Annotated in this window: 18 protein-coding genes; 4 read left to right on the top strand and 14 right to left on the bottom strand. The window is 64.0% G+C overall.

Annotated features, from left to right (window positions below):
- Position 1: 1 nt before the first annotated feature.
- The 11 genes from EL2594_RS02345 to EL2594_RS15725 form a co-directional block, all read right to left on the bottom strand.
- Positions 2–1,162: a deoxyguanosinetriphosphate triphosphohydrolase gene (locus EL2594_RS02345; protein ID WP_011413444.1), complete on the bottom strand. Its 1,161-nt coding sequence runs from the start codon at positions 1,160–1,162 to the stop codon at positions 2–4.
- 92 nt (positions 1,163–1,254) lie between these two features.
- Positions 1,255–1,932 carry an aspartate/glutamate racemase family protein gene (locus EL2594_RS02340; RefSeq protein WP_011413443.1) on the bottom strand — a complete coding sequence of 226 codons (678 nt, stop codon included), beginning with the start codon at positions 1,930–1,932 and terminating at the stop codon, positions 1,255–1,257.
- Positions 1,933–2,050: 118 nt separating this feature from the next.
- On the bottom strand, positions 2,051–3,022 hold the full coding sequence (locus tag EL2594_RS02335; RefSeq protein ID WP_011413442.1) for an alpha/beta fold hydrolase: 972 nt from the start codon (positions 3,020–3,022) through the stop codon (positions 2,051–2,053).
- Positions 3,019–4,038 carry an SO2930 family diheme c-type cytochrome gene (locus tag EL2594_RS02330; protein WP_011413441.1) on the bottom strand — a complete coding sequence of 340 codons (1,020 nt, stop codon included), beginning with the start codon at positions 4,036–4,038 and terminating at the stop codon, positions 3,019–3,021. The genes EL2594_RS02335 and EL2594_RS02330 overlap by 4 nt, the downstream gene beginning before the upstream one ends.
- Positions 4,035–5,240, bottom strand: a complete 1,206-nt coding sequence (locus EL2594_RS02325) for a parallel beta-helix domain-containing protein (protein WP_041685573.1) — start codon at positions 5,238–5,240, stop codon at positions 4,035–4,037. Before EL2594_RS02325 ends, EL2594_RS02330 begins: the two co-directional genes overlap by 4 nt.
- 57 nt (positions 5,241–5,297) lie before the next feature.
- The gene (locus tag EL2594_RS02320) at positions 5,298–5,636 is read right to left on the bottom strand and encodes a hypothetical protein (RefSeq protein ID WP_011413439.1); all 339 of its coding nucleotides are present in this window, start codon (positions 5,634–5,636) and stop codon (positions 5,298–5,300) included.
- Positions 5,636–7,087 carry an NAD(P)(+) transhydrogenase (Re/Si-specific) subunit beta gene (locus EL2594_RS02315; RefSeq protein WP_049762522.1) on the bottom strand — a complete coding sequence of 484 codons (1,452 nt, stop codon included), beginning with the start codon at positions 7,085–7,087 and terminating at the stop codon, positions 5,636–5,638. Before EL2594_RS02315 ends, EL2594_RS02320 begins: the two co-directional genes overlap by 1 nt.
- Positions 7,088–7,209: 122 nt before the next feature.
- Positions 7,210–7,491, bottom strand: coding sequence for an NAD(P) transhydrogenase subunit alpha (locus EL2594_RS02310; RefSeq protein ID WP_011413437.1), 282 nt, complete (start codon positions 7,489–7,491; stop codon positions 7,210–7,212).
- A gap of 137 nt (positions 7,492–7,628) precedes the next feature.
- Positions 7,629–8,216 (bottom strand): fasciclin domain-containing protein, encoded by a 588-nt coding sequence (locus EL2594_RS02305; protein WP_011413436.1) that lies wholly within the window; start codon positions 8,214–8,216, stop codon positions 7,629–7,631.
- A gap of 81 nt (positions 8,217–8,297) precedes the next feature.
- Positions 8,298–9,410, bottom strand: a complete 1,113-nt coding sequence (locus EL2594_RS02300) for an NAD(P) transhydrogenase subunit alpha (protein ID WP_011413435.1) — start codon at positions 9,408–9,410, stop codon at positions 8,298–8,300.
- Positions 9,411–9,416: 6 nt separating this feature from the next.
- Positions 9,417–9,539, bottom strand: a complete 123-nt coding sequence (locus tag EL2594_RS15725; protein ID WP_011413434.1) for a hypothetical protein — start codon at positions 9,537–9,539, stop codon at positions 9,417–9,419.
- Positions 9,540–9,701: 162 nt separating this feature from the next.
- Here EL2594_RS15725 and EL2594_RS02295 point away from each other — a divergent pair, with 162 nt between their 5' ends.
- From EL2594_RS02295 to EL2594_RS02285, 3 genes are read left to right on the top strand one after another with little or no spacing between them, the layout of a single operon-like run.
- Positions 9,702–11,120 (top strand): sigma-54-dependent transcriptional regulator, encoded by a 1,419-nt coding sequence (locus tag EL2594_RS02295; RefSeq protein ID WP_011413433.1) that lies wholly within the window; start codon positions 9,702–9,704, stop codon positions 11,118–11,120.
- A 12-nt stretch (positions 11,121–11,132) separates the two neighbouring features.
- A complete protein-coding gene (locus EL2594_RS02290; RefSeq protein WP_011413432.1) occupies positions 11,133–11,579 on the top strand; it encodes a hypothetical protein in 447 nt (148 codons plus the stop codon).
- Positions 11,580–11,619: 40 nt separating this feature from the next.
- A complete protein-coding gene (locus EL2594_RS02285) occupies positions 11,620–12,402 on the top strand; it encodes an SDR family oxidoreductase (protein WP_011413431.1) in 783 nt (260 codons plus the stop codon).
- Here EL2594_RS02285 and EL2594_RS02280 read toward each other — a convergent pair.
- Together EL2594_RS02280 and folP are read right to left on the bottom strand one after the other, a co-directional pair.
- A complete protein-coding gene (locus EL2594_RS02280) occupies positions 12,388–13,590 on the bottom strand; it encodes an alkaline phosphatase D family protein (RefSeq protein WP_233994300.1) in 1,203 nt (400 codons plus the stop codon). The genes EL2594_RS02285 and EL2594_RS02280 overlap by 15 nt on opposite strands.
- A gap of 192 nt (positions 13,591–13,782) precedes the next feature.
- Positions 13,783–14,907, bottom strand: a complete 1,125-nt coding sequence (gene folP / locus EL2594_RS02275) for a dihydropteroate synthase (RefSeq protein ID WP_011413429.1) — start codon at positions 14,905–14,907, stop codon at positions 13,783–13,785.
- Positions 14,908–15,394: 487 nt separating this feature from the next.
- On the opposite strand from folP, the gene EL2594_RS02270 reads away from it, so the two are divergent.
- The gene (locus EL2594_RS02270; RefSeq protein ID WP_011413428.1) at positions 15,395–16,753 is read left to right on the top strand and encodes a serine hydrolase domain-containing protein; all 1,359 of its coding nucleotides are present in this window, start codon (positions 15,395–15,397) and stop codon (positions 16,751–16,753) included.
- A gap of 135 nt (positions 16,754–16,888) precedes the next feature.
- Here the strand turns inward: EL2594_RS02270 and EL2594_RS02265 are convergent, their stop codons facing one another.
- The gene (locus EL2594_RS02265; protein WP_041685569.1) at positions 16,889–18,028 is read right to left on the bottom strand and encodes a site-specific DNA-methyltransferase; all 1,140 of its coding nucleotides are present in this window, start codon (positions 18,026–18,028) and stop codon (positions 16,889–16,891) included.
- Positions 18,029–18,172 lie beyond the last annotated feature (144 nt).

The raw sequence follows: 18,172 nt of genomic DNA, 5'->3' as shown, positions 1-18,172 counted from the left end.
GCTAGACGGTGCCAAGGCCGCTCGGCGCCTTGCCGTAGATCTGGCGGCATTGCTCGAGCGCGAAGTGATCGGTCATCCCGGCGATGTAGTCGACGATGTGGCGACTGCGCTCGGCCGCTTGTTGCGGAATGTCGGAAGACCAGCCTCCGCCCATCAGTTCAGGATCCTGGTCGTAGGCGGCGTAGAGCCGCGAGATTACTTCCCTCGCCTTCTCTCCCGCCGCGACCTGCTGCGGATGGTAATACAGCCGGTCGTACATGAATTTTTTGAGCGCGCGCTCCTGCTCGAACATTTCGGGCGAAAAGCCGCCCAGCATGCGCGCCGCGCCGCGCACGTCGTCGATGCTCTCCATTCCCTCGGTCGAAGACCGGGTATGCATAATGACATCGTTGACCATCAACCCGATCTGGCTGCGCACCAGTTCACGCCGCAGCCGCTCGTGCGGCACGCCGGGATACCGCTCTTCGATGTCGCGCCACAGGTCGGCGAGAAAATCGAGCGTCAGGAGATCGTCGAAATCGAGGATGCCGGCACGCAGGCCGTCGTCGATATCGTGATTGTCGTAGGCGATGTCGTCCGCCACCGCCGCGACTTGCGCTTCGAGCGAACCCCATTGCCCGAGATCGAGCGGAAACGCCGTATCGAGCTCGCCCAGCGCGGGATGCGGCTCGGCAACCGGGCCGTTGTGCTTGGCGAGGCCTTCGAGAACCTCCCAGCTCAGGTTGAGGCCGTCATGCGAGGGATAGGGGCTCTCCAGCCGCATCAGCGTGCGCAGGGTCTGGGCATTGTGGTCGAACCCGCCCTGACGCGAGCTGGCATCGTGGAGCGCTCTTTCCCCGGCATGGCCGAAGGGCGGGTGGCCGATATCATGCGCGAGGCACAGCGCTTCGGTCAGGTCCTCGTCCAGCCCCAGCGCGCGGGCGATGACGCGGCCGATCTGCGCCACCTCGAGGCTGTGCGTCAGCCGGGTGCGATAATGGTCGCCGTCGGGCGCGACGAAGACCTGCGTCTTCGACTTGAGCCGCCGGAACGCAATCGAATGGATGATCCGGTCGCGGTCGCGCTGGAAGGCGCTGCGCGGACCGCGCGTCTCGCTCTGCTGGTGCGCGAATTCACGTCCGCGACTGGCGGCCGGATCCGATGCGAGGTGGGAGCGCGACATATGCCGGAAGGCTTAGAAGCGCCCGCAAACGGCGACAACGGGAACAATCGGGCAACACGGAGAAAGTGCAGTGGTCGATCCGGATCCCGGTGTCAGCTGCAATCGATCCACTCGATCGCCGCTTCGCAATGGATGCGCGCCGTGTCGTAGATCGGCAGCACGTTCGCATCGATGTCGACGACCAGCTCCAGCTCGGTACAGGCGAGCACGATCGCCTTGGCGCCATGCTGTTCGTACCAGGTAATCATCGACTTGAGCGTGCGCTCGGCATCGCGGGTCTTCTTGCCGAGTTTCAGCTCTTGGGAAATTAGCCGTTCGAGCTGTTCGGCATGGGCCATCTCGGGCGGGAGCAGGTCGACGCCGTGCGAAACCAGCCGCTTGCGAAAGAAGCTTTCCGTCATCACCGCCTTGGTGCCGAGGATCGCGGCATCGCTGGCCCCCTTGGCCTGCATGCGCTCGCCGGTGGAATCGGCGATGTGCAGCACCTCGATCGACACGGCGTCGACAAGCTTGTCGTACACCCGGTGCATCGCATTGGCGGTGATCACGATACCCTCGGCCCCGGCCTGTTCGAGGCGCCTGGCGGAATCGATCAGCAGGCCGGTCGCACGATCCCAGTCGGCCTCTGTGTCCAGAGCGGTGAAGTCGCGATAATCGAGACTGTCGATCAATAGCGGCGCGCTCGCCTTGGGTCCGCAGCGTTTCTGCATCAGCTGGTTGATGTATTCGTAATAGGTACGGGTCGAGATCCAGCTCATCCCCCCGATCATTCCCAGCTTGCGCACCGCATCACCCCCAATGGCCTCGCTCCAAACGAGAGCGTGTTCCGGCCGTTTCTAGAGGCGGCGCCAAGTTTCGCAAGCGCGTGAGCGGGTTATCCGCCAGCCTCTAAGCGGGCTCGATCGCTGGTTCGTTGCCCGCTATACCTGCGAGCCATGCCTTCAGGTCGGCCACCGACCGCTCGGGCGCTTCCTCCTGCGGCAGATGACCTATCCCCGGATAGTTGGCGAGCGTCGCATTGGGCAGGTGCTCCATGAACCATCCGGCGGCGGTATAGGGGATCAGGCTGTCTTCCTCGCCCCACATGACCAGCGTCGGGACAGTGACCCTGGCTACCTGCTCGGCTTCGAAGGGCACCCGCTCCTGCGAGAAACGTGCGCGGGTGGCGGCGCGATTGCCGGGATAGCGTGCCATGTCGAAATAGCGATCGACCATGGCGTCATCGACGATTTCGGTCTTGCTGACGCTTTGCTTCAGGCTGCGCTCGACGATCGAGCGGGGCAGCATTGCACTCATCACGTTGCCGACCACCGGCATCTGCGCCAGCGTGAAGGCGAGATTGCCCCCGCCCTCGCGCCGGATCGGGGCACCGCCGGCATCGACCAGCACGAGGCCCGAAAGCCGCTCCGGATGGCGCATGGCGAAGCCCATGGCGATCCCGCCGCCCATCGAATTGCCCGCCAGCACGAACCGGTCGAGGTCCAGCCTGTCGGCCACCAGATGCACGCTTTCGATGAAACGGTCGCCCGAATAATCCTCGTCGAAGGCCGCGCCGGTCAGACCGTGGCCGATCTGGTCGAAGCGGATCACGCGATAATCATTGCGCAGCGCCTCTGCCCATGGCTGCCAGGTCGACATATCGGCGTTGGAGCCGTGCAGCAGCACGATCGGCATCGCGTCGCGCGGCCCCTCGTCGCGCAGATGCAGTTCCTGCCCGTTGGCGAGCGTGACGAATTGCGACGGCGCGGTGCCGTATTTCGCCCGCATCTCTTCCGGATCGGTATCGGGCGTGCGCAGGATGAAGAATGCGATGACCAGCAGCGCGACGATCACCGCGAGGATCTTCAGCAGTCGCTTCATGGTGCTTCCATCTGCGCGATCCAGCGCTCGATCACTTCCAGCGCCTCTTCATCGACGGTCGACTTGCCCAGTTCCGGCATCGCCACGCCGGGCTCGGTGCTGCCCATGCGATGAACCAGGATCGAACGTTCGGGATGGCCCGGCGCAATGTCGAATTCATGCCCTCCGGAGCCGCGCCCGGCAGCCACGGGCCGCTTGAGAATGCCGATCTTGATCGGATCGCGCTGTTCGAGCCGCAGGTCGAGGCCCGAATTGGAAGCCGAGCCGCCGGGGCGATGGCAATGGGCGCAGTTCACATCGAGATAGGCGCGCGCCATCTGCGCGGCGGGCATGGTGTCGCGCGAGGCCCAGTTGGGCATCATATCCATCCCGTCGTTGACCTCGTCGAGCAGGCCGGCTTCGTAAATCTCGCCCAGCCACTCGCCGGAGAGATTGCGCCCCTTCGGCCCGATCGGCACGATCGCGCCATCGACCGAATGGCATTCCTTGCACTGGTTCTTGTTCGGGATGCGGTAACTTATTTCCTCGCCATCCGGCCGCGTGATCGCCAGCCGCCCGCCCGCCAGCGCCAGCCGCGCTTCGGTCTGCTCCTCGTTCCACCTGTAGGGCAGGGCGAGCCAGCCATCGGCGCGATGCAGCAGGACCCGCGTTTCGATCAGTCGTCGCTCCGTGCCCTCCCCGAAAGCAAATGTCTTGATCAGCGCGCTGCCGACCGGGAACTGCAGCAATCCCTCGCCATTGGCACCGATCTGCTGGCCGGTGGGGACATACAGGAAGCGCAGCTTCTCGGCCCCGTCGGAATAGAGCGGGACATTGAGTCCGTAAGGCACGACGCCCGCGTTGGGGGCCTGTGCGCGGACATCGGCGAAGAAGGCGAAATCGTCGAGCGATTTCGGCAGCTCGTCGCCGAGGATCAGCGATATATCGACCATTTCGGCCGGCGGCGTGGCGCGGGCGACGATCGAGCCCGCCAAGACCAGCGTCGCCGCGCCGAGCAAGGCGAGCCGGTGCCTCACGGGACGATCCGCTGCAATAGGGCTGCGGGCGCGCCGATCGACGTATCGTCCCGCGTATCGCCGAGCGGCTCGGGCACATCGAGCGGGGCGGGCGATCCGCTTGCGAGATCCTGTCCCGGCTCGCTCAGGCCGAGCGTCCAGCCGCCGGTGCGCGGCGCAACGCGAAGGCCCGTGTCGCCCTCGGCGATCCCGTCCCACAGGACCGGCGGCAGCGCGCCACCGAAGGCTGCGAGCAATTGCTCGGCAGCGTCGAGCTGCGGGTCCGTGCCGTTGTCGGCGAAGACATTGCTGCCGATCACGACGTTGCGGGCATAAGGATTATAGCGTTCGTCCTCGAAGGGCTGGGTGTAGGCGATCACCATCGCGCCCGCGGTGGGATTGTTGGTCACGATATTGCCTTCGATGAGGACATCCTCGTTCGCCATTACGAGGATCCCCGTGCCGCGGCGTACGCTGGCGACGATATTGCCCGGCGGGGCGAAATTCGGCTCGTCATTGGCGACGACGAGATTGCGCCGGATGATGACGTTGCCGCCGCCCATCACCGGCAGGTCCGGCAGGTCGAACACCAGGATGCCGCCGGTATTGCGGGTGGTAATGTTGTTCTCGACGATCGCGTCGCGGCTGTTCTCGATCTCGATCCCTGCGACGTTGGCCTCGGCGATGGAATTGCGCACCGTGATCTTGGAGGACTGGCCCACGTATATCCCGGCATCGGATGCGCCCGAAACCTTCACCCCATCGACCAGCACGCCGGTGCTCTCCACCGGGTAGATGCCATAGGCTCCGTTGCTGGCCTTTGGCCCGTCGGTCCAGGTTACGCGGACGCGGTAATAGACGATATTGTCCGCCCCCTTGGACTTGACCCCGTCGCCCTTCGGGTTCTCGAGCGCGAAGTCGCGCACCGTTACGTCATCGGAGGTGATGAGGAAGCCTTCGCCCGATCCCTGCTGGCCGCCGAAATCGAGGACGGTCGCGTCCATTCCTGCGCCGCGCACGGTCACACCGTCGACATCGAGGCTGAGCCCGTCGGTCAGCATGAAGCGCCCGACACCCAGCACGATCTCGTCGCCCGGCTCGGCGAGGATCAGCGCTTCCTGCAGGCGTTCCTGCGCGCCCTCGCCCGCTTCCACGGTGATGGTTTCGGCCCAGGCCGGTGTCGCAAGCGCCAGCGACGCAGCGCCGATCAGGAAACGCGTCATGAATTCCTCTCCCTTTTCGCCGTGCATAGTGCCGTGCGCGGGAGGGAATGCAAGCGCTCAGTCGCGCCGCGCTTCGTTGGCCAGCCCGGTCGCGCACAGCGCCGCCGAGGTGGAGGTCACCGCCAACACTTCATTATCGCCGACGGCGCGCACCCGGTCGACGAACTGGCGCAGGGTGCGCGGCTTGATCGGCTCCCCCGGCTTGCCGCGCAACGCCTCGAGCTTGCGCAATTGCGCAATCGTCAGCCGGTCGACCATACGCTCGGCCATGCAGGCGGAATTGCGCTGCGACAGACCGGCCTTGAGCAAGGCGTTCTCGACACGGTTCTCGGCGATTTTCTCGACGCAGCCTGTGAGGAGCAGCGCGGCGCAAATCGCCGCCGCGAAGCTGCGCACTAGTCGAGCGCCTTGTTGATTTCCTCGACCATCTTTTTGGCGTCGGACAGCAACATCATGGTCTGGTCCATGTAGAAGACGTCGTTATCGACCCCGGCATAGCCGACCCCGCCCATGCTGCGCTTGATGAAAAAGACCTGCTTGGCCTTGTCGACGTCGAACACGGGCATGCCGTAGATCGGCGAGCTCTTGTCGGTTTTGGCCGCCGGGTTCACCACGTCGTTCGCGCCGATGATAAAGGCTACATCGGCCTGCGCGAATTCCGAGTTGATGTCCTCCAATTCGAACACGTTTTCGTAGGGCACGCTGGCTTCGGCCAAAAGCACGTTCATGTGGCCGGGCATGCGGCCCGCGACGGGGTGGATGGCGTATTTGACCTCGACGCCCTTGGCCTCCAGCAGGTCGGCCATTTCGCGCAGGGCGTGCTGCGCCTGCGCCACCGCCATGCCGTAGCCGGGGATGATGATGACCTTCTCGGCCTGTTCGAGCATGAAAGCGGCGTCGTCCGCGCTGCCCTGCTTGTAAGGCCGCTGCTCGCGCGCTTCGCTGCCACCCGCGCTGTCGTCCGCACCGAAGCCGCCCGCGATGACGCTGATGAAGCTGCGGTTCATAGCGCGGCACATGATGTAGCTGAGGATCGCGCCCGAAGAGCCAACCAGCGCCCCGGTGATGATCATCGCCGTATTGCCGAGCGTGAAGCCCATCGCCGCCGCGGCCCAGCCCGAATAGCTGTTCAGCATCGACACCACGACCGGCATGTCCGCCCCGCCGATCGGGATGATCAGCAGGAAGCCGATGGCGAAAGCCAGCACGGTGATGGCGACGATATAGGGCAGCGTCTCCGCCGGACCCTGCGCCATCGCGAAGAGCCCCGTCAGTATGATGATGGCCGCAAGGACGCCAAGGTTGATGACATGCCGCGCAGGCAGCAGGATCGGCGCGCCGCTCATCTTGCCGGATAGCTTGGCGAAAGCGATGACCGAACCCGAGAAGGTGATCGCGCCGATGCCGATGCCCAGCCCCATCTCGATCTTGCTGACCGCGCCTATGCTGTCACCCACCAGCAACCCGAAGGCGCCGGGGTTGAGATAGGCCGCCCAGCCGACCAGTACCGCCGCCATGCCGACCAGCGAGTGGAAGGCCGCGACCAGTTCCGGCATCGCGGTCATGGCGATGCGACGAGCGATGGTGAAGCCGACGATCCCGCCAATCAGGATCGCAATGCCGATCTCGACGATATTGGCGATGTCGTGTGTGACGAGCGTCGTCACCACCGCCAGCAGCATCCCGACCATGCCGAAACGATTGCCCGCGCGGCTCGTCGCAGGGCTGGACAGCCCGCGCAGCGCGAGAATGAAGAACACGCCCGCAACGAGGTATGCCAGCGCGACCCAGGGGTTCACCGCCTCGCCGGTTGCGGCGTGGGCGGGGGTGGCGCCAAAACCAGTCAAAAGAAGAGCCGTCACCCCGGACTTGATCCGGGGTCCCGCTGCCTTGAGCGTTGCGCCGGAAAGAAGCGGGGCCCCGGTTCGATGTCCGGGGCGACGCAGGAGACAGGGGGTGCCGCGCATCCTCACTTCTCCTTCTTCTTGTACATCGCCAACATCCGCTCGGTGACGGCAAAGCCGCCGAAGATGTTCACGCTAGCCAGCACCACGCCCGCCAGCCCTAGCCACTTCGCGACCGCACTCCCCGCCTCGGCACTGGCGATCAGCGCGCCGACGATGATGACCGAGGAGATTGCGTTGGTCACCGCCATCAGCGGCGTGTGCAGCGCGGGCGTGACCGACCAGACGACGTAATAGCCGACGAAACACGCCAGCACGAAGATCGACAGGATGCTGATGAAGTCCAAGCGTTACCCCCTTCGGTGTCGGGCAGCTTATTGCAAGCACGCGTCCCGCTGTCGAGCGCGGATAGCAGCAGGGCCGCTCGCCACGAGGGAAGATGGCGAACGGCCCCGATTGGACGATTGCTAGTGCGCTGGTGTGACTACATGCCCGGCAGGAGCACGCCGTCGACGACATGGATCACGCCGTTCGACTGCATTACATCGGCCTGTGAAACGTGAGCCATGCTGCCGTTCTTGCCGCGAAGCATTACGCGGTTGCCCATCATCGAAACCGTAAGCTGCTCGCCCTGGACTGTAGCGATCATGGCGGTGCCATTGCCGGCACGAATGCGCTGCATCAGGTCGGCAGCCGTAACGCGGCCAGGCACGACGTGATAGGTCAGCACTCCCTGCAGCATCGCGCGGTTTTCGTCCATCATCAGGGAACTGACCGTCGCTTCGGGGACCTTCGCAAAGGCCGCGTCGGTCGGAGCGAACACCGTGAAAGGACCCGGGCCCATGAGCGTGTCGACCAGCTGCGCCTGCTTGACCGCGGCAACCAGCGTGGTGTGAATCGGCGAGTTGACCGCATTCTCGATGATGTTCTTGCTCGGATACATGGCGGCTCCATCGACATAGGCGATGTCATCGTCAGCCATGGTATCCGCAGTGCCGCCGTAGGTTGTGCAGCCGGCCACGGTCAGTCCGAATGCAAGCGCGGCAGTGGTGATCTTGAGCTTATTGCGCATGGTGGTTCTCCTGTTGCGTATGCAGGAGTTACCCGGCGGACCCGTTTCCGGATGCACCATTGGTCGCGTGAGCCGACCCGACTAGCGCAAAAGCCTCTCGTTTACGACCTTGCCGCCATGCGTCAGCCGCACCGCGTCGCCGATCTCTTCGTCAAGCACCGGCCTGCCCGCGTCCTCGTCCCAGAAGGCGGAGAGGAAATTGTAGAGGTTGCGCGCGAACAGGGCCGAGGCATCGGGGCCCAATGTTGCCGGGGTATTGGAGAAGCCCATGATCGAAACGCCGTGGCGCTCGACAACCTCGTCGGGTTTCGACCCCTCGACATTGCCGCCTTGCGCAACGGCCAGATCGAATATCACGCTGCCCGGCTTCATCGTCGCGATCTGGTCGTCGCTGACCAGACGCGGTGCGGCGCGGCCCGGAATCAGAGCGGTGGTGATGACGATATCCTGTTTGGCGATATGGCCGGAGACGAGCTCGGCCTGCGCGGCCTTCTGTTCGTCTGATAGTTCAGCCGCATAACCGCCATCGCCCGAGGCTTCGAGACCCTCGGCAAAGACTGGCTTGCCGCCCAGGCTCTTGATCTGCTCGGCAGTCTCGGGGCGCACGTCGGTCGCCGAGACCTGTGCGCCCAGCCTCCGGGCGGTCGCGATCGCCTGCAGGCCGGCGACTCCCACGCCCATCACGAAGCAGCGTGCCGCCTGCACGGTGCCGGCGGCGGTCATCATCATCGGGAAGGCGCGGCCGTACTGGTCCGCTGCGGCGATCACGGCTTTGTAGCCAGCCAAATTGGCCTGGCTGGACAGCACGTCCATGCTCTGCGCACGCGTAATGCGCGGCATAAATTCCATGCTCAACGCTTCAAGGCCCGCCGCGGCATAGGCTTCGACCCGATCGCGCTGCTGGAACGGATCGAAAGTCGCCGCGACCCACGCGCCCGGCTTCGCCCCTCCGAGCAGATCGACATCCGGAGCCTGTACCCCGAGCACGATATCGGCGCCTTTCAGCACCGCCTCGGCAGTGCCGACGCTCGCGCCCGCCTCTTCGTAAGCCGCATCGGGGATCGCAGCCCTGGCGCCCGCCCCTGCCTCGACCGCGACCTTTGCACCCAGCGCGATGAATTTCTTCGCCGTCTCCGGCGTCAGCGCGACGCGGGTCTCCCCGGCCGCGCGTTCCCTCAGGGCTACGATCCGCAAGGGCGCTCAGTCGGCGATCAGGATGACGACGATCAGCGTAATCACCGCGATGATCGGAATGGCGACCTTGGTAGCGGAGATGAATCCCGAATATGTCTCTTTGGCCGACTTCATGTCGTTGGCAGCCATGGTGGTAAGTCCCTTGCTTGGTGTTTTGTGTTGCTCCGGGTCCTATCGCCGCCCCGCGCGCTTGCCAAGGGTGAAGCGCGGCGAACGATTAGGCTTAATCGGAACTTTACCCCTTCCCGCTAATCCGGGGTGCTGTGCCGCACTGGGACGGTTTGGGGAACCATGGCCGAAGACGAAACGCGCCTCTTGATGTTGATCGACGACGAACCGGCGCAGAGCCGGTTGATCGGCGCGCTCGCCGCCCGCGAGGGCTGGCGCACGCTGGTCGTCGCCGACGCCGAGACCGCGATTGCGACACTCGGCACGCGTCAGGGCATGCAGCTTTCCGCCATCATCCTTGACCAGTGGGTCCCGGGCGACGATGCCTGCCAGCTGATCGGGGAATTGAAGAGCCGCCGCCCGGCCCTGCCGATCCTGATGCTCACGCAAAGCGCCAGTCCGCTGCTCGCCGTCGAAGCGATGCGGGCCGGGGCGACCGACTATCTCATCAAGCCCGTCGCACCCGAACGGCTGATGCGCGCGCTGCGCAGCGCCACCAAGCGCGAGGCACCGAAGGACGAACTCCAGCCGCTGACGGAAAAGATGCCCGCGGTGCTCGATTTCGATGCCATGATCGGCACCGAGCCCGCCTTCCGCACCGCGCTCGCCCGCGCCGCCAAGATCGCGCGCGGCCATGGCCACGTGCTGATCGAAGGCGAAAGCGGCACCGGCAAGGAAATGCTTTTACGCGCCATGCATGCGGCCAGCCCGCGTGCCAAGGCGCCGTTCCGCATGATCAATATCGGCGGCATTCCCGCCAATTCGATCGAATCCGCGCTGTTCGGGCATGAGCAAAACGCTTTCCCGGGCGCTTTCGACCGCCAGGTCGGCGCGCTCCAGTTCTGCGACGGCGGCACGCTCATCATCGACGAGATCGATCGCCTGAGCGGCGAACTGCAACAGCGGCTTTCGGCCACGCTGGCAGAAGGTATCGTGCGCCCGATCGGGGCCAAGCACGGCTTCAAGATCGACATTCGCCTGCTCACGGCAAGCAATCTGCCGCTCGAAGACCTGGTCGAAGCCGGCCATTTCGAAGCGGACCTGCTGGAACAGATCGCCGCGACCAAGATCTGCCTGCCGCCCTTGCGCGAGCGGCCGGGTGACATCCCGGCGCTGGCCCGCCACTTCCTCGGCCGCATCGGCGAACAGCCGGGTCTCAAGCACCTGTCGCTCGCCGACAGTGCGCTCGGCCTGCTCGGTGCCTATGACTGGCCGGGCAACGTCCGCCAGTTGCAGGCCGTGCTGTTCCGCGCCGCTGTGTTCTGCGAAGGCGAAGCGTTGACCTCGCGAGATTTCCCGCAGCTGTCCGAGATCGTCGGCGAACTCGCCGAGACCGGTGCCAGCCTGCCCGAGGCCGTCGGCGTCATGCTCTACACCGAAGATGGCAATCTGCGCCCGCTCGACGAGATCGAAGCCGACGTGATCCGTCTAGCCATCGGCCACTATCGCGGCCGCATGACCGAAGTCGCCCGTCGACTTGGGATCGGGCGTTCGACGCTCTATCGCAAGCTGAGCGATCTCGGCATCGACAACGCGGCCTAGGAACACATCGCAATGCCTGATGGCCCCGCACCCAAGCTCGAAGCAGCCGAAAGCGCTGCCCCGGCAGATGATAGTTTCCGCGACGCTCTCGATCGCCTGTCGCGCAAGGTCGATGCCGACAATTTCGAACGGATGCGCTGGGGGCGGGACGAAGCGCCCAAGCTCGTGCGGCTTGTCCAGCTCGTCAAAGGCGCGGTGGACGATCGCAGCGATATCGACATCAACGAGGAAGGCGGCGAAGGCAACACCAAGCGCTTCGTCGTCAAGGTCCACGGCCAACGCGTCGCCGCGCTGGCCATCGCGCTCGACAAGGGCCGCGCCATCGCTTCGATAGGCACCATCGAACGCAGCGACTTCACCGTCGCCAAGGGCGATCCGGTCCACACCCGTTACGAGAATGTCGACGAGGCCTGGATTGCCACAGCGCTTGCTTCGCTGATGGAGCGCATCGGCGGCTAGCGCGATTGCGCGCGGCCTTTCGCTCCCATATGCGGGGGCGATGGCGAAACTCGACGACAAGCTCTGTGTGGTGACCGGCGGTGCGCGCGGGATTGGCTTTGCGACCTGCAAGGCCTTTCTCGCCGCAGGTGCGGACGTCATCCTCACCGATATCGACGAAGAGGCCGGACAGGCCGCTGCCAACGAACTCCGTTGCCGTTTCCACAAGCTCGACGTCCAGCACGAGAGCGACTGGGAGGATCTGGCTGATGCGGCTCCCGCCATCGATGTCCTGTTCAACAATGCCGGTATCACCGGTTTCGAGGATAGCCCCGGCCCGCATGACCCGGAGAACGCTTCGCTGGCCGAATGGCGGCGGGTCCATGCGGTCAATAGCGACGGGACCTTCCTTGGCTGCCGCTATGCGATCCGTGCCATGAAGGCGAAGGGCAGCGGCTCGATCATCAACATGTCCTCCCGCTCGGGCCTTGTCGGCATACCCGGCGCGGCGGCCTATGCGGCGAGCAAGGCGGCGATCCGCAACCACACCAAGTCGGTCGCGCTTTATTGCGCGCAGCAAGGTTGGGCGATCCGTTGCAATTCGATCCACCCGGCCGCGATCCTGACCGAGATCTGGGAACCGATGCTGGGCGACGGGCCGGACCGCGAGGCCAAGATGGCGGCGCTGGTCGCAGACACGCCGCTGAAGCGTTTCGGCACGGTCGAGGAAGTCGCGGCGCTCTGCGTCTATGTCGCCAGCGACGAGAGCGGCTACATGACCGGTGCCGAGCTCACGCTCGACGGCGGGTTGCTGGCGGGCTCGGCAGCCTCACCCGGCTCCTGAGCCGCTTTCCTCCATGATCATCGGAGCATCGCTGACGGGCGCGCCCCAATTCATCGTTTCGCTCACCCGCACTTCGCCTTCGCTGCCGCGCAGGCTGAGCGTGACGGTTTCCGCGTCCCAGTCGATCTCGACCAGGCCGAAATTCTCTTCCGAGATGAAATCGGTGAGGCGGCGCGGGTCGGGTTCGCGCGCGGTGTTCGCTTCGGTCGAGCTGAAGGAATAGTTGAGCGAGGAACTGGTCAGCTCCCACAATTGCTCGCCGGCGCTCAGCGGGGTGTCGGCATAAATGCCCCCCGCGTGGCGATCGCCGCTGAGGAAGACGACGCCGCTGTCCTCCCGCTGCCCGACCATTTCGTAGAGCTTGCGCCGTTCCAGCGGCAGCGCTTCCCAGCTTTCGTAATCATGCGCATCGGTCAGCACCTGGATCGAGGAGACGATGATGCGCAGGTCGGCGGGCTTGGCCAGCTCCTGCTCAAGCCATGCCCATTGCGCCTCGCCCAGCATGGTCTTAGACGGGTCATCGCTCTGCACATAGGGCCCGAGCGGCGGGCGCTCGTCCTGATATTCCATGCGCTCGAGCTCCGAACGGAAGAAGCGGGTATCGAGCATGATGATCTGCGTGCGGCGATCGGAGGGCCCGAATATCCGGCTCTCATAGATGCCGGGGCGCGATTTCACTTCGGCCGTACTGTCCCAGAAGGTCTCGAACAGCGTCTCCGACCAGGTCTTGAACGCAAAGCTGCCGCCGCCGTCGTTGAAGCCGTAGTCGTGATCGTCCCAGGTCACCATCATCGGGACCTGCCCGCGAAATGCCGCCAGTTCGGGTGTCTCGGCCTGCACCGCATAGGCCTCGCGCAGGGTCGTCAGCGCGGCATCGCCCGCCCAACCCTGGTCGCCGTAATTGTTGTCGCCGATGAACAGGAACAGGTCCGGATCGGTCGCCGCAATCTGCGCCCACATATGCTGGCTGCGCGACTGGTGGTTGCAACTGCCGAAGGCGATGCGGGTCAGCGTCGCGGCGGTCGATGGCAGCGGCACACCGACCGGCGCGGCCGGGAGCGTGATGTCCTGACGGAGCTTGGCGTAATAGCCTTCGAGGAAGTCGCTCGGCGCGGCGTCGACGGTGGCGCCTTGTGCCGCAAGCGGTGCGGCAAGAGCGAGGGGGATGGCGGCGAGTAGCGAGCGCATTGTGTGTCCTTTGTCCTTCATCAGGTCGCGCATTGCAGCGCAGCGTTTCAATTCCTTGACCAACCGCCTCTATCCGTTCGCCCTGAGCTTGTCGAAGGGCCGTACTTTCTTCTGGTGCCGCGCTTGCCAGAAGAAGGACAGTGCTTCGACAAGCTCAGCACGAACGGCATCGGGTGTTCGGAGATTTCATCATCACATCGCCAGGTCGCTAAAGTCGGTCAGCGCCGCATCCCGCAGGCCGCGCCACACATTGCGCGCCTGCACCGTCTCCGCGACATCGTGGACCCGCAGCATATGCGCCCCGGCATCCATCCCCGCCACCGCCAGCGCGATAGAACCGCCAAGCCGCTGCTCGACCGGCGCTTCGTTGCTCAGCGCCCCGATCATCCTCTTGCGGCTCGCGCCGAGCAGGATCGGGTGGCCGAGTGCGTGGAACAGCGGCAGCGCGTTGATCAGCGCGGTGTTGTCCGACAGCTTCTTGCCGAAGCCCAGCCCGGGATCGAGCATGATCCTATCCGCCGAAATCCCCGCCGCCACCGCCGTATCGCGCCGCGCCTTGAGCTGGTCGAACACGTCGAACACTACGCTTTCGTAGTCCCCGCCTTCATGCAGGTCCTGCCCGCTTCCCGGCGCATGCATCAGGATCACCGGGCACCCGCGTGCGGCGACCAGTTCGGCGCTGCGCGGATCATATTGCAGGCCCGAAACATCGTTGACGATGCTCGCCCCCGCATCGAGCGCCGCCGCCATCACCCCGGCGCGGCGGGTGTCCACGCTGATCGCCGCGCCCATCGCGGCGCAATATTCGACTGCGGGCAGCACGCGTTCGATCTCGTGGTCTTCGATCACCACCTCGGCACCGGGCCGCGTGCTCTCGCCGCCGATGTCGATGATCGACGCGCCCGCCTCCAGCATCGCCGCAGCCTGCGCCTTGCCGGCTTCGGGCCAAGAACCATCAGCACCGAGGAACTTGCCGCCGTCGGAAAAACTGTCGGGCGTGACATTGAGGATGCCCATCACCTGCGGCTGGTCGAGCCGCACCGTGCGCTCGCCCAGCGACAGCGGCGGATGCGTGATGGTGAGATTGGCCCACTGCGTCTCCGCCTCCGCCCCGACGCTGTCGGGCAGCTCGCCCAGCACCTGCGCGATATGCTCGGGCGAGCAGGTCCAACGCTCCGCCACTTGGCCATCCCGGCGCAGGATCACCGCAAAGCGATGCGCATAGACCATGCTCCCCGCCAACCGGATCGCATCCCCCTCCTCCGCCTGCGGACCCGGCACAAAGCCGATGGGGCGGATGTAGACGGTCTCGGTCATATCGAAGGCTTACCTCGCGCAATCCAACAGGATGGAACACATGGAACACGGTCCTGAAGCAAAAAAGCTGGAGGGTGCATTTCGCCTTTCGGCGTGCGGATGGAAAGGGGCGTGGTTGCGCATTTGCACGGATGTATCGCGGGTGGCGGGTGTAGGACAGTGCGTCTGCCTTTATACCCACTCTGCGTTGCCCCGGAATTGAGCCGAGGTCCGGCCTTATAACCGCGGCTGCACTAAGCCGTTCGAGAGTGAGACCCAAGAGCAAGTCAAAGGAGACCGATTCAGGCTCGTCTTGAAACGACCCCAATATCGGACTTCCGAAGCTACTAACGAGGCTGCCGACAGCAGCCGTCCGAATCGTTAGGGGCGAGGGCAGCTAACGGCGTAAGTTTCTCAAGCTGATGCCACCAATATTTTGTACGCAGGGAATTTGGGGCATGAACGCGCTTCTTTGGACGCTACGGAAAAATTTCGGGAGAGAGGTAGGATGAAATTGGTAGGGCTGCTTGGCTGTTCGTTGCTGACCTGCATGTCCGCAAATGTCGCGGCCGAGCCGGCCGCCAGCCATTTCGAGAAATGGCTCACCGCCTTCAATTCAGGTGATAAAGCGACAATCCAGAAGTTCTATGAAGAACATCTGGGAGACGCCGATGCAGTGACCGCTCGGAATTTGCGCGCTGAGACGTGTGGGTTCCACCTGGCGCGAATTGAAGACGAAAGCGACAAATCCTTTCGCGCCCTTCTGAGCCAGCGGTGCTTTCCTGCACTTTTCCGAGTGAGCTTCGGAGTAGCGGATGACGGGGAGACACTCGAGGAATTCAAGCTCCAACCGTTCGCCATGTCCGAGGCGCGGACGCTAGCGGCCACTCGGGACATTGCGGACCGGTTGGCGGGATTGGACAGCTTCACTGGATCGATGATCGTGGTACGCGACGGGAAGGAGCCGTGGACCTATACGGCAGGAACCTTCAGCAAAGACGATGAACGACCAATTACTCTAGAGACACCGATGTTTCTGGCATCCGCCGGCAAGATGTTCACCGCGGTGGGTATTCTACAGCTTGTCGAGAAAGGCCAAGTTGAACTGGACGCTTCGCTTTCCCGCTACCTGTCAGATTATCCGAACAGTGAAATGGCGAAAGTTACAATCAGGCAGTTGCTGGGCCATCGCGGCGGGACTGGCGAGGATGGCATCCTTCAGCGCGAAGACGGTGCCAACCGGGCGTGGGTCCGGACCATCGACGATCTGATCAAGCTAAACGGCAGCCGTGCGCCTGCCTTTCCACCGGGCAGCAAGTTCGATTATTCAAATTATGGGTTCATTCTGCTCGGCGCGGTGATTGAGCGAGTGTCGGGGCAGTCCTACCAGAATTTTATCCAGCAGAACGTATTCGACCCTGCCGGAATGACGCATGCGTCGTTTCCGGACTTGGAACATATCGCGGATATTCCCGTCGGCTATACGACCTTCTTTGAAAGCGAGCCTGAGCCCATTGCGGCAACCGATGTGCTCCCATGGAGAGGAACGGCTGCCGGGGGCGGAGTTGCCAGCGCGATCGACCTGTTGCGATTTTTTAACGCCCTCAGGTCGGACATTCTCCTGTCCAGCGACACGCTTGCGATAGCTACCGAAGCCAGTGAGACGGGCTGGTACGGCCTCGGGTTTGTCACCCAGGGCGGCAAGCATCCGCTTTGGGGGCATGGCGGATTCGGATATGGAATGAACGTCGCGGCACAGAGATTTCCGGAGGATGAAGTCACATTCATCTGCGTTGCTACGCGCGATATGGCCTGCGACCGGATGATCTACGCGTGGTCTGATCGTCTATTTGGTGCAGTAGAGTAGCGTTTGGCTTTTCCGCTTTGCGATTAGCACATTGCTATATCTTGAAACCGGACAGGCTACTCGCGGAGTTCTTCGCAACAAATGCGGCCTGTCAGCAAACCACCCATAAGGAGCCTTTAATCTGCCAAGTTCAATTCAATCCTCCACCGCCAGCAGATACAGCTGCCGCGCGGCGTCCAGCGGCTTCGCCACGCCCTCATCCTCGTAATGCCAGAAGGTCCAGCCGTTGCAGCTGGGGGCGCCTTGCAGCTCCTTGCCGAGGCCGTGGATTGAGCCGGTCTGCTTCCCGCATTCCAGCGAGCCATCCGCGCGCACCGTCGCGACCCAGCGGCGTTTTGTGTCGAACACTTCGGTGCCGGGCTTGAGGAACCCTGCCTCCACAAGCGCGCCGAAGGCCACCTTGGGCGCGGCGCGCTTCGATTGCATCACCTTGAGCGCGCTTTCGTCGAGCGGCAGTTCTTTCTCGATCCGCTTCATCGCCACGCCGCGATAGACATCCTCGCGCTCGCAGCCGATCCACTCGCGGCCCAGCCGCTTGGCAACCGCGCCGGTGGTGCCGGTGCCGAAGAACGGGTCGACCACCACGTCGCCCTTCTCCGTCGTCGCCAGCAGCACGCGATAGAGCAGCGCCTCGGGCTTTTGCGTCGGGTGCGCCTTGGTGCCGTTTTCCTTGAGCCGCTCGGCCCCGTTGCAGATCGGGATCACCCAGTCGCTGCGCATCTGCAGCTCGTCATTGAGCGTCTTCATGGCGGTGTAGTTGAAGTGGTACTTCGCCTTCTCGCCCTGGCTCGCCCACAGCAGCGTCTCATGCGCATTGGTGAAGCGGGTGCCGCGGAAATTGGGCATCGGGTTGGTCTTGCGCCAGACGATGTCATTGAGGATCCAGAAGCCCAAATCCTGCAGGATCGCGCCGACGCGGTAGATGTTGTGATAGCTGCCGATCACCCACAGCGCGCCGTCGGGCTTGAGGATGCGCTTGGCCTCGGTCAGCCACTCGCGGGTGAATTGGTCGTAGATGGCAAAGCTGTCGAACTGGTCCCAATGATCGGTGACGGCATCGACATGGCTACCATCGGGGCGGTTGAGATCGCCGCCGAGTTGCAGGTTGTAAGGCGGATCGGCGAAGACGAGATCGACGCTGGCGTCGGGCAGTGAGCGCATGGCCTCGACGCAATCGCCGGAGAGGATCTGCCCCAACGGGAGCGTTTCCTTCGGCACTGCGACCAGCTTGCTCGCACGGCGCACGCGCTGTTTCGTGGTCTCCACGACCCCCATCATCTTCCCCCGTCACTCCAGTTATCCACAGGGTGAGTCCAAGCGGACTCCGCGTCAAGACCGAAGTTTCGCAGACTATGGTTAACGTCGCGTCAACCTCAGCGAGAACAGAAGGTGTCCGGCACAAGATATTGAGTCCGGTGG

Origin of the sequence: Erythrobacter litoralis HTCC2594 (assembly GCF_000013005.1) — a bacterium.
In the GTDB taxonomy this organism is placed as follows: Bacteria; Pseudomonadota; Alphaproteobacteria; order Sphingomonadales; family Sphingomonadaceae; genus Parerythrobacter; species Parerythrobacter litoralis_A.
The sequence above is the reverse complement of the archived record's forward strand: the minus strand, read 5'-3'. Positions and strand labels throughout refer to the sequence as shown.

Excerpts from the sequence above, each read along its gene's own strand:
- EL2594_RS02345 (WP_011413444.1), bottom strand. The coding sequence starts at position 1,162 with ATGTCGCGCTCCCACCTCGCATCGGATCCGGCCGCCAGTCGCGGACGT.
- EL2594_RS02340 (WP_011413443.1), bottom strand. The coding sequence starts at position 1,932 with ATGATCGGGGGGATGAGCTGGATCTCGACCCGTACCTATTACGAATAC.
- EL2594_RS02335 (WP_011413442.1), bottom strand. The coding sequence starts at position 3,022 with ATGAAGCGACTGCTGAAGATCCTCGCGGTGATCGTCGCGCTGCTGGTC.
- EL2594_RS02325 (WP_041685573.1), bottom strand. The coding sequence starts at position 5,240 with ATGACGCGTTTCCTGATCGGCGCTGCGTCGCTGGCGCTTGCGACACCG.
- EL2594_RS02305 (WP_011413436.1), bottom strand. The coding sequence starts at position 8,216 with ATGCGCAATAAGCTCAAGATCACCACTGCCGCGCTTGCATTCGGACTG.
- EL2594_RS15725 (WP_011413434.1), bottom strand. The coding sequence starts at position 9,539 with ATGGCTGCCAACGACATGAAGTCGGCCAAAGAGACATATTCGGGATTC.
- EL2594_RS02295 (WP_011413433.1), top strand. The coding sequence starts at position 9,702 with ATGGCCGAAGACGAAACGCGCCTCTTGATGTTGATCGACGACGAACCG.
- EL2594_RS02290 (WP_011413432.1), top strand. The coding sequence starts at position 11,133 with ATGCCTGATGGCCCCGCACCCAAGCTCGAAGCAGCCGAAAGCGCTGCC.
- EL2594_RS02285 (WP_011413431.1), top strand. The coding sequence starts at position 11,620 with ATGGCGAAACTCGACGACAAGCTCTGTGTGGTGACCGGCGGTGCGCGC.
- EL2594_RS02280 (WP_233994300.1), bottom strand. The coding sequence starts at position 13,590 with ATGCGCTCGCTACTCGCCGCCATCCCCCTCGCTCTTGCCGCACCGCTT.
- folP (WP_011413429.1), bottom strand. The coding sequence starts at position 14,907 with ATGACCGAGACCGTCTACATCCGCCCCATCGGCTTTGTGCCGGGTCCG.
- EL2594_RS02270 (WP_011413428.1), top strand. The coding sequence starts at position 15,395 with ATGAAATTGGTAGGGCTGCTTGGCTGTTCGTTGCTGACCTGCATGTCC.
- EL2594_RS02265 (WP_041685569.1), bottom strand. The coding sequence starts at position 18,028 with ATGGGGGTCGTGGAGACCACGAAACAGCGCGTGCGCCGTGCGAGCAAG.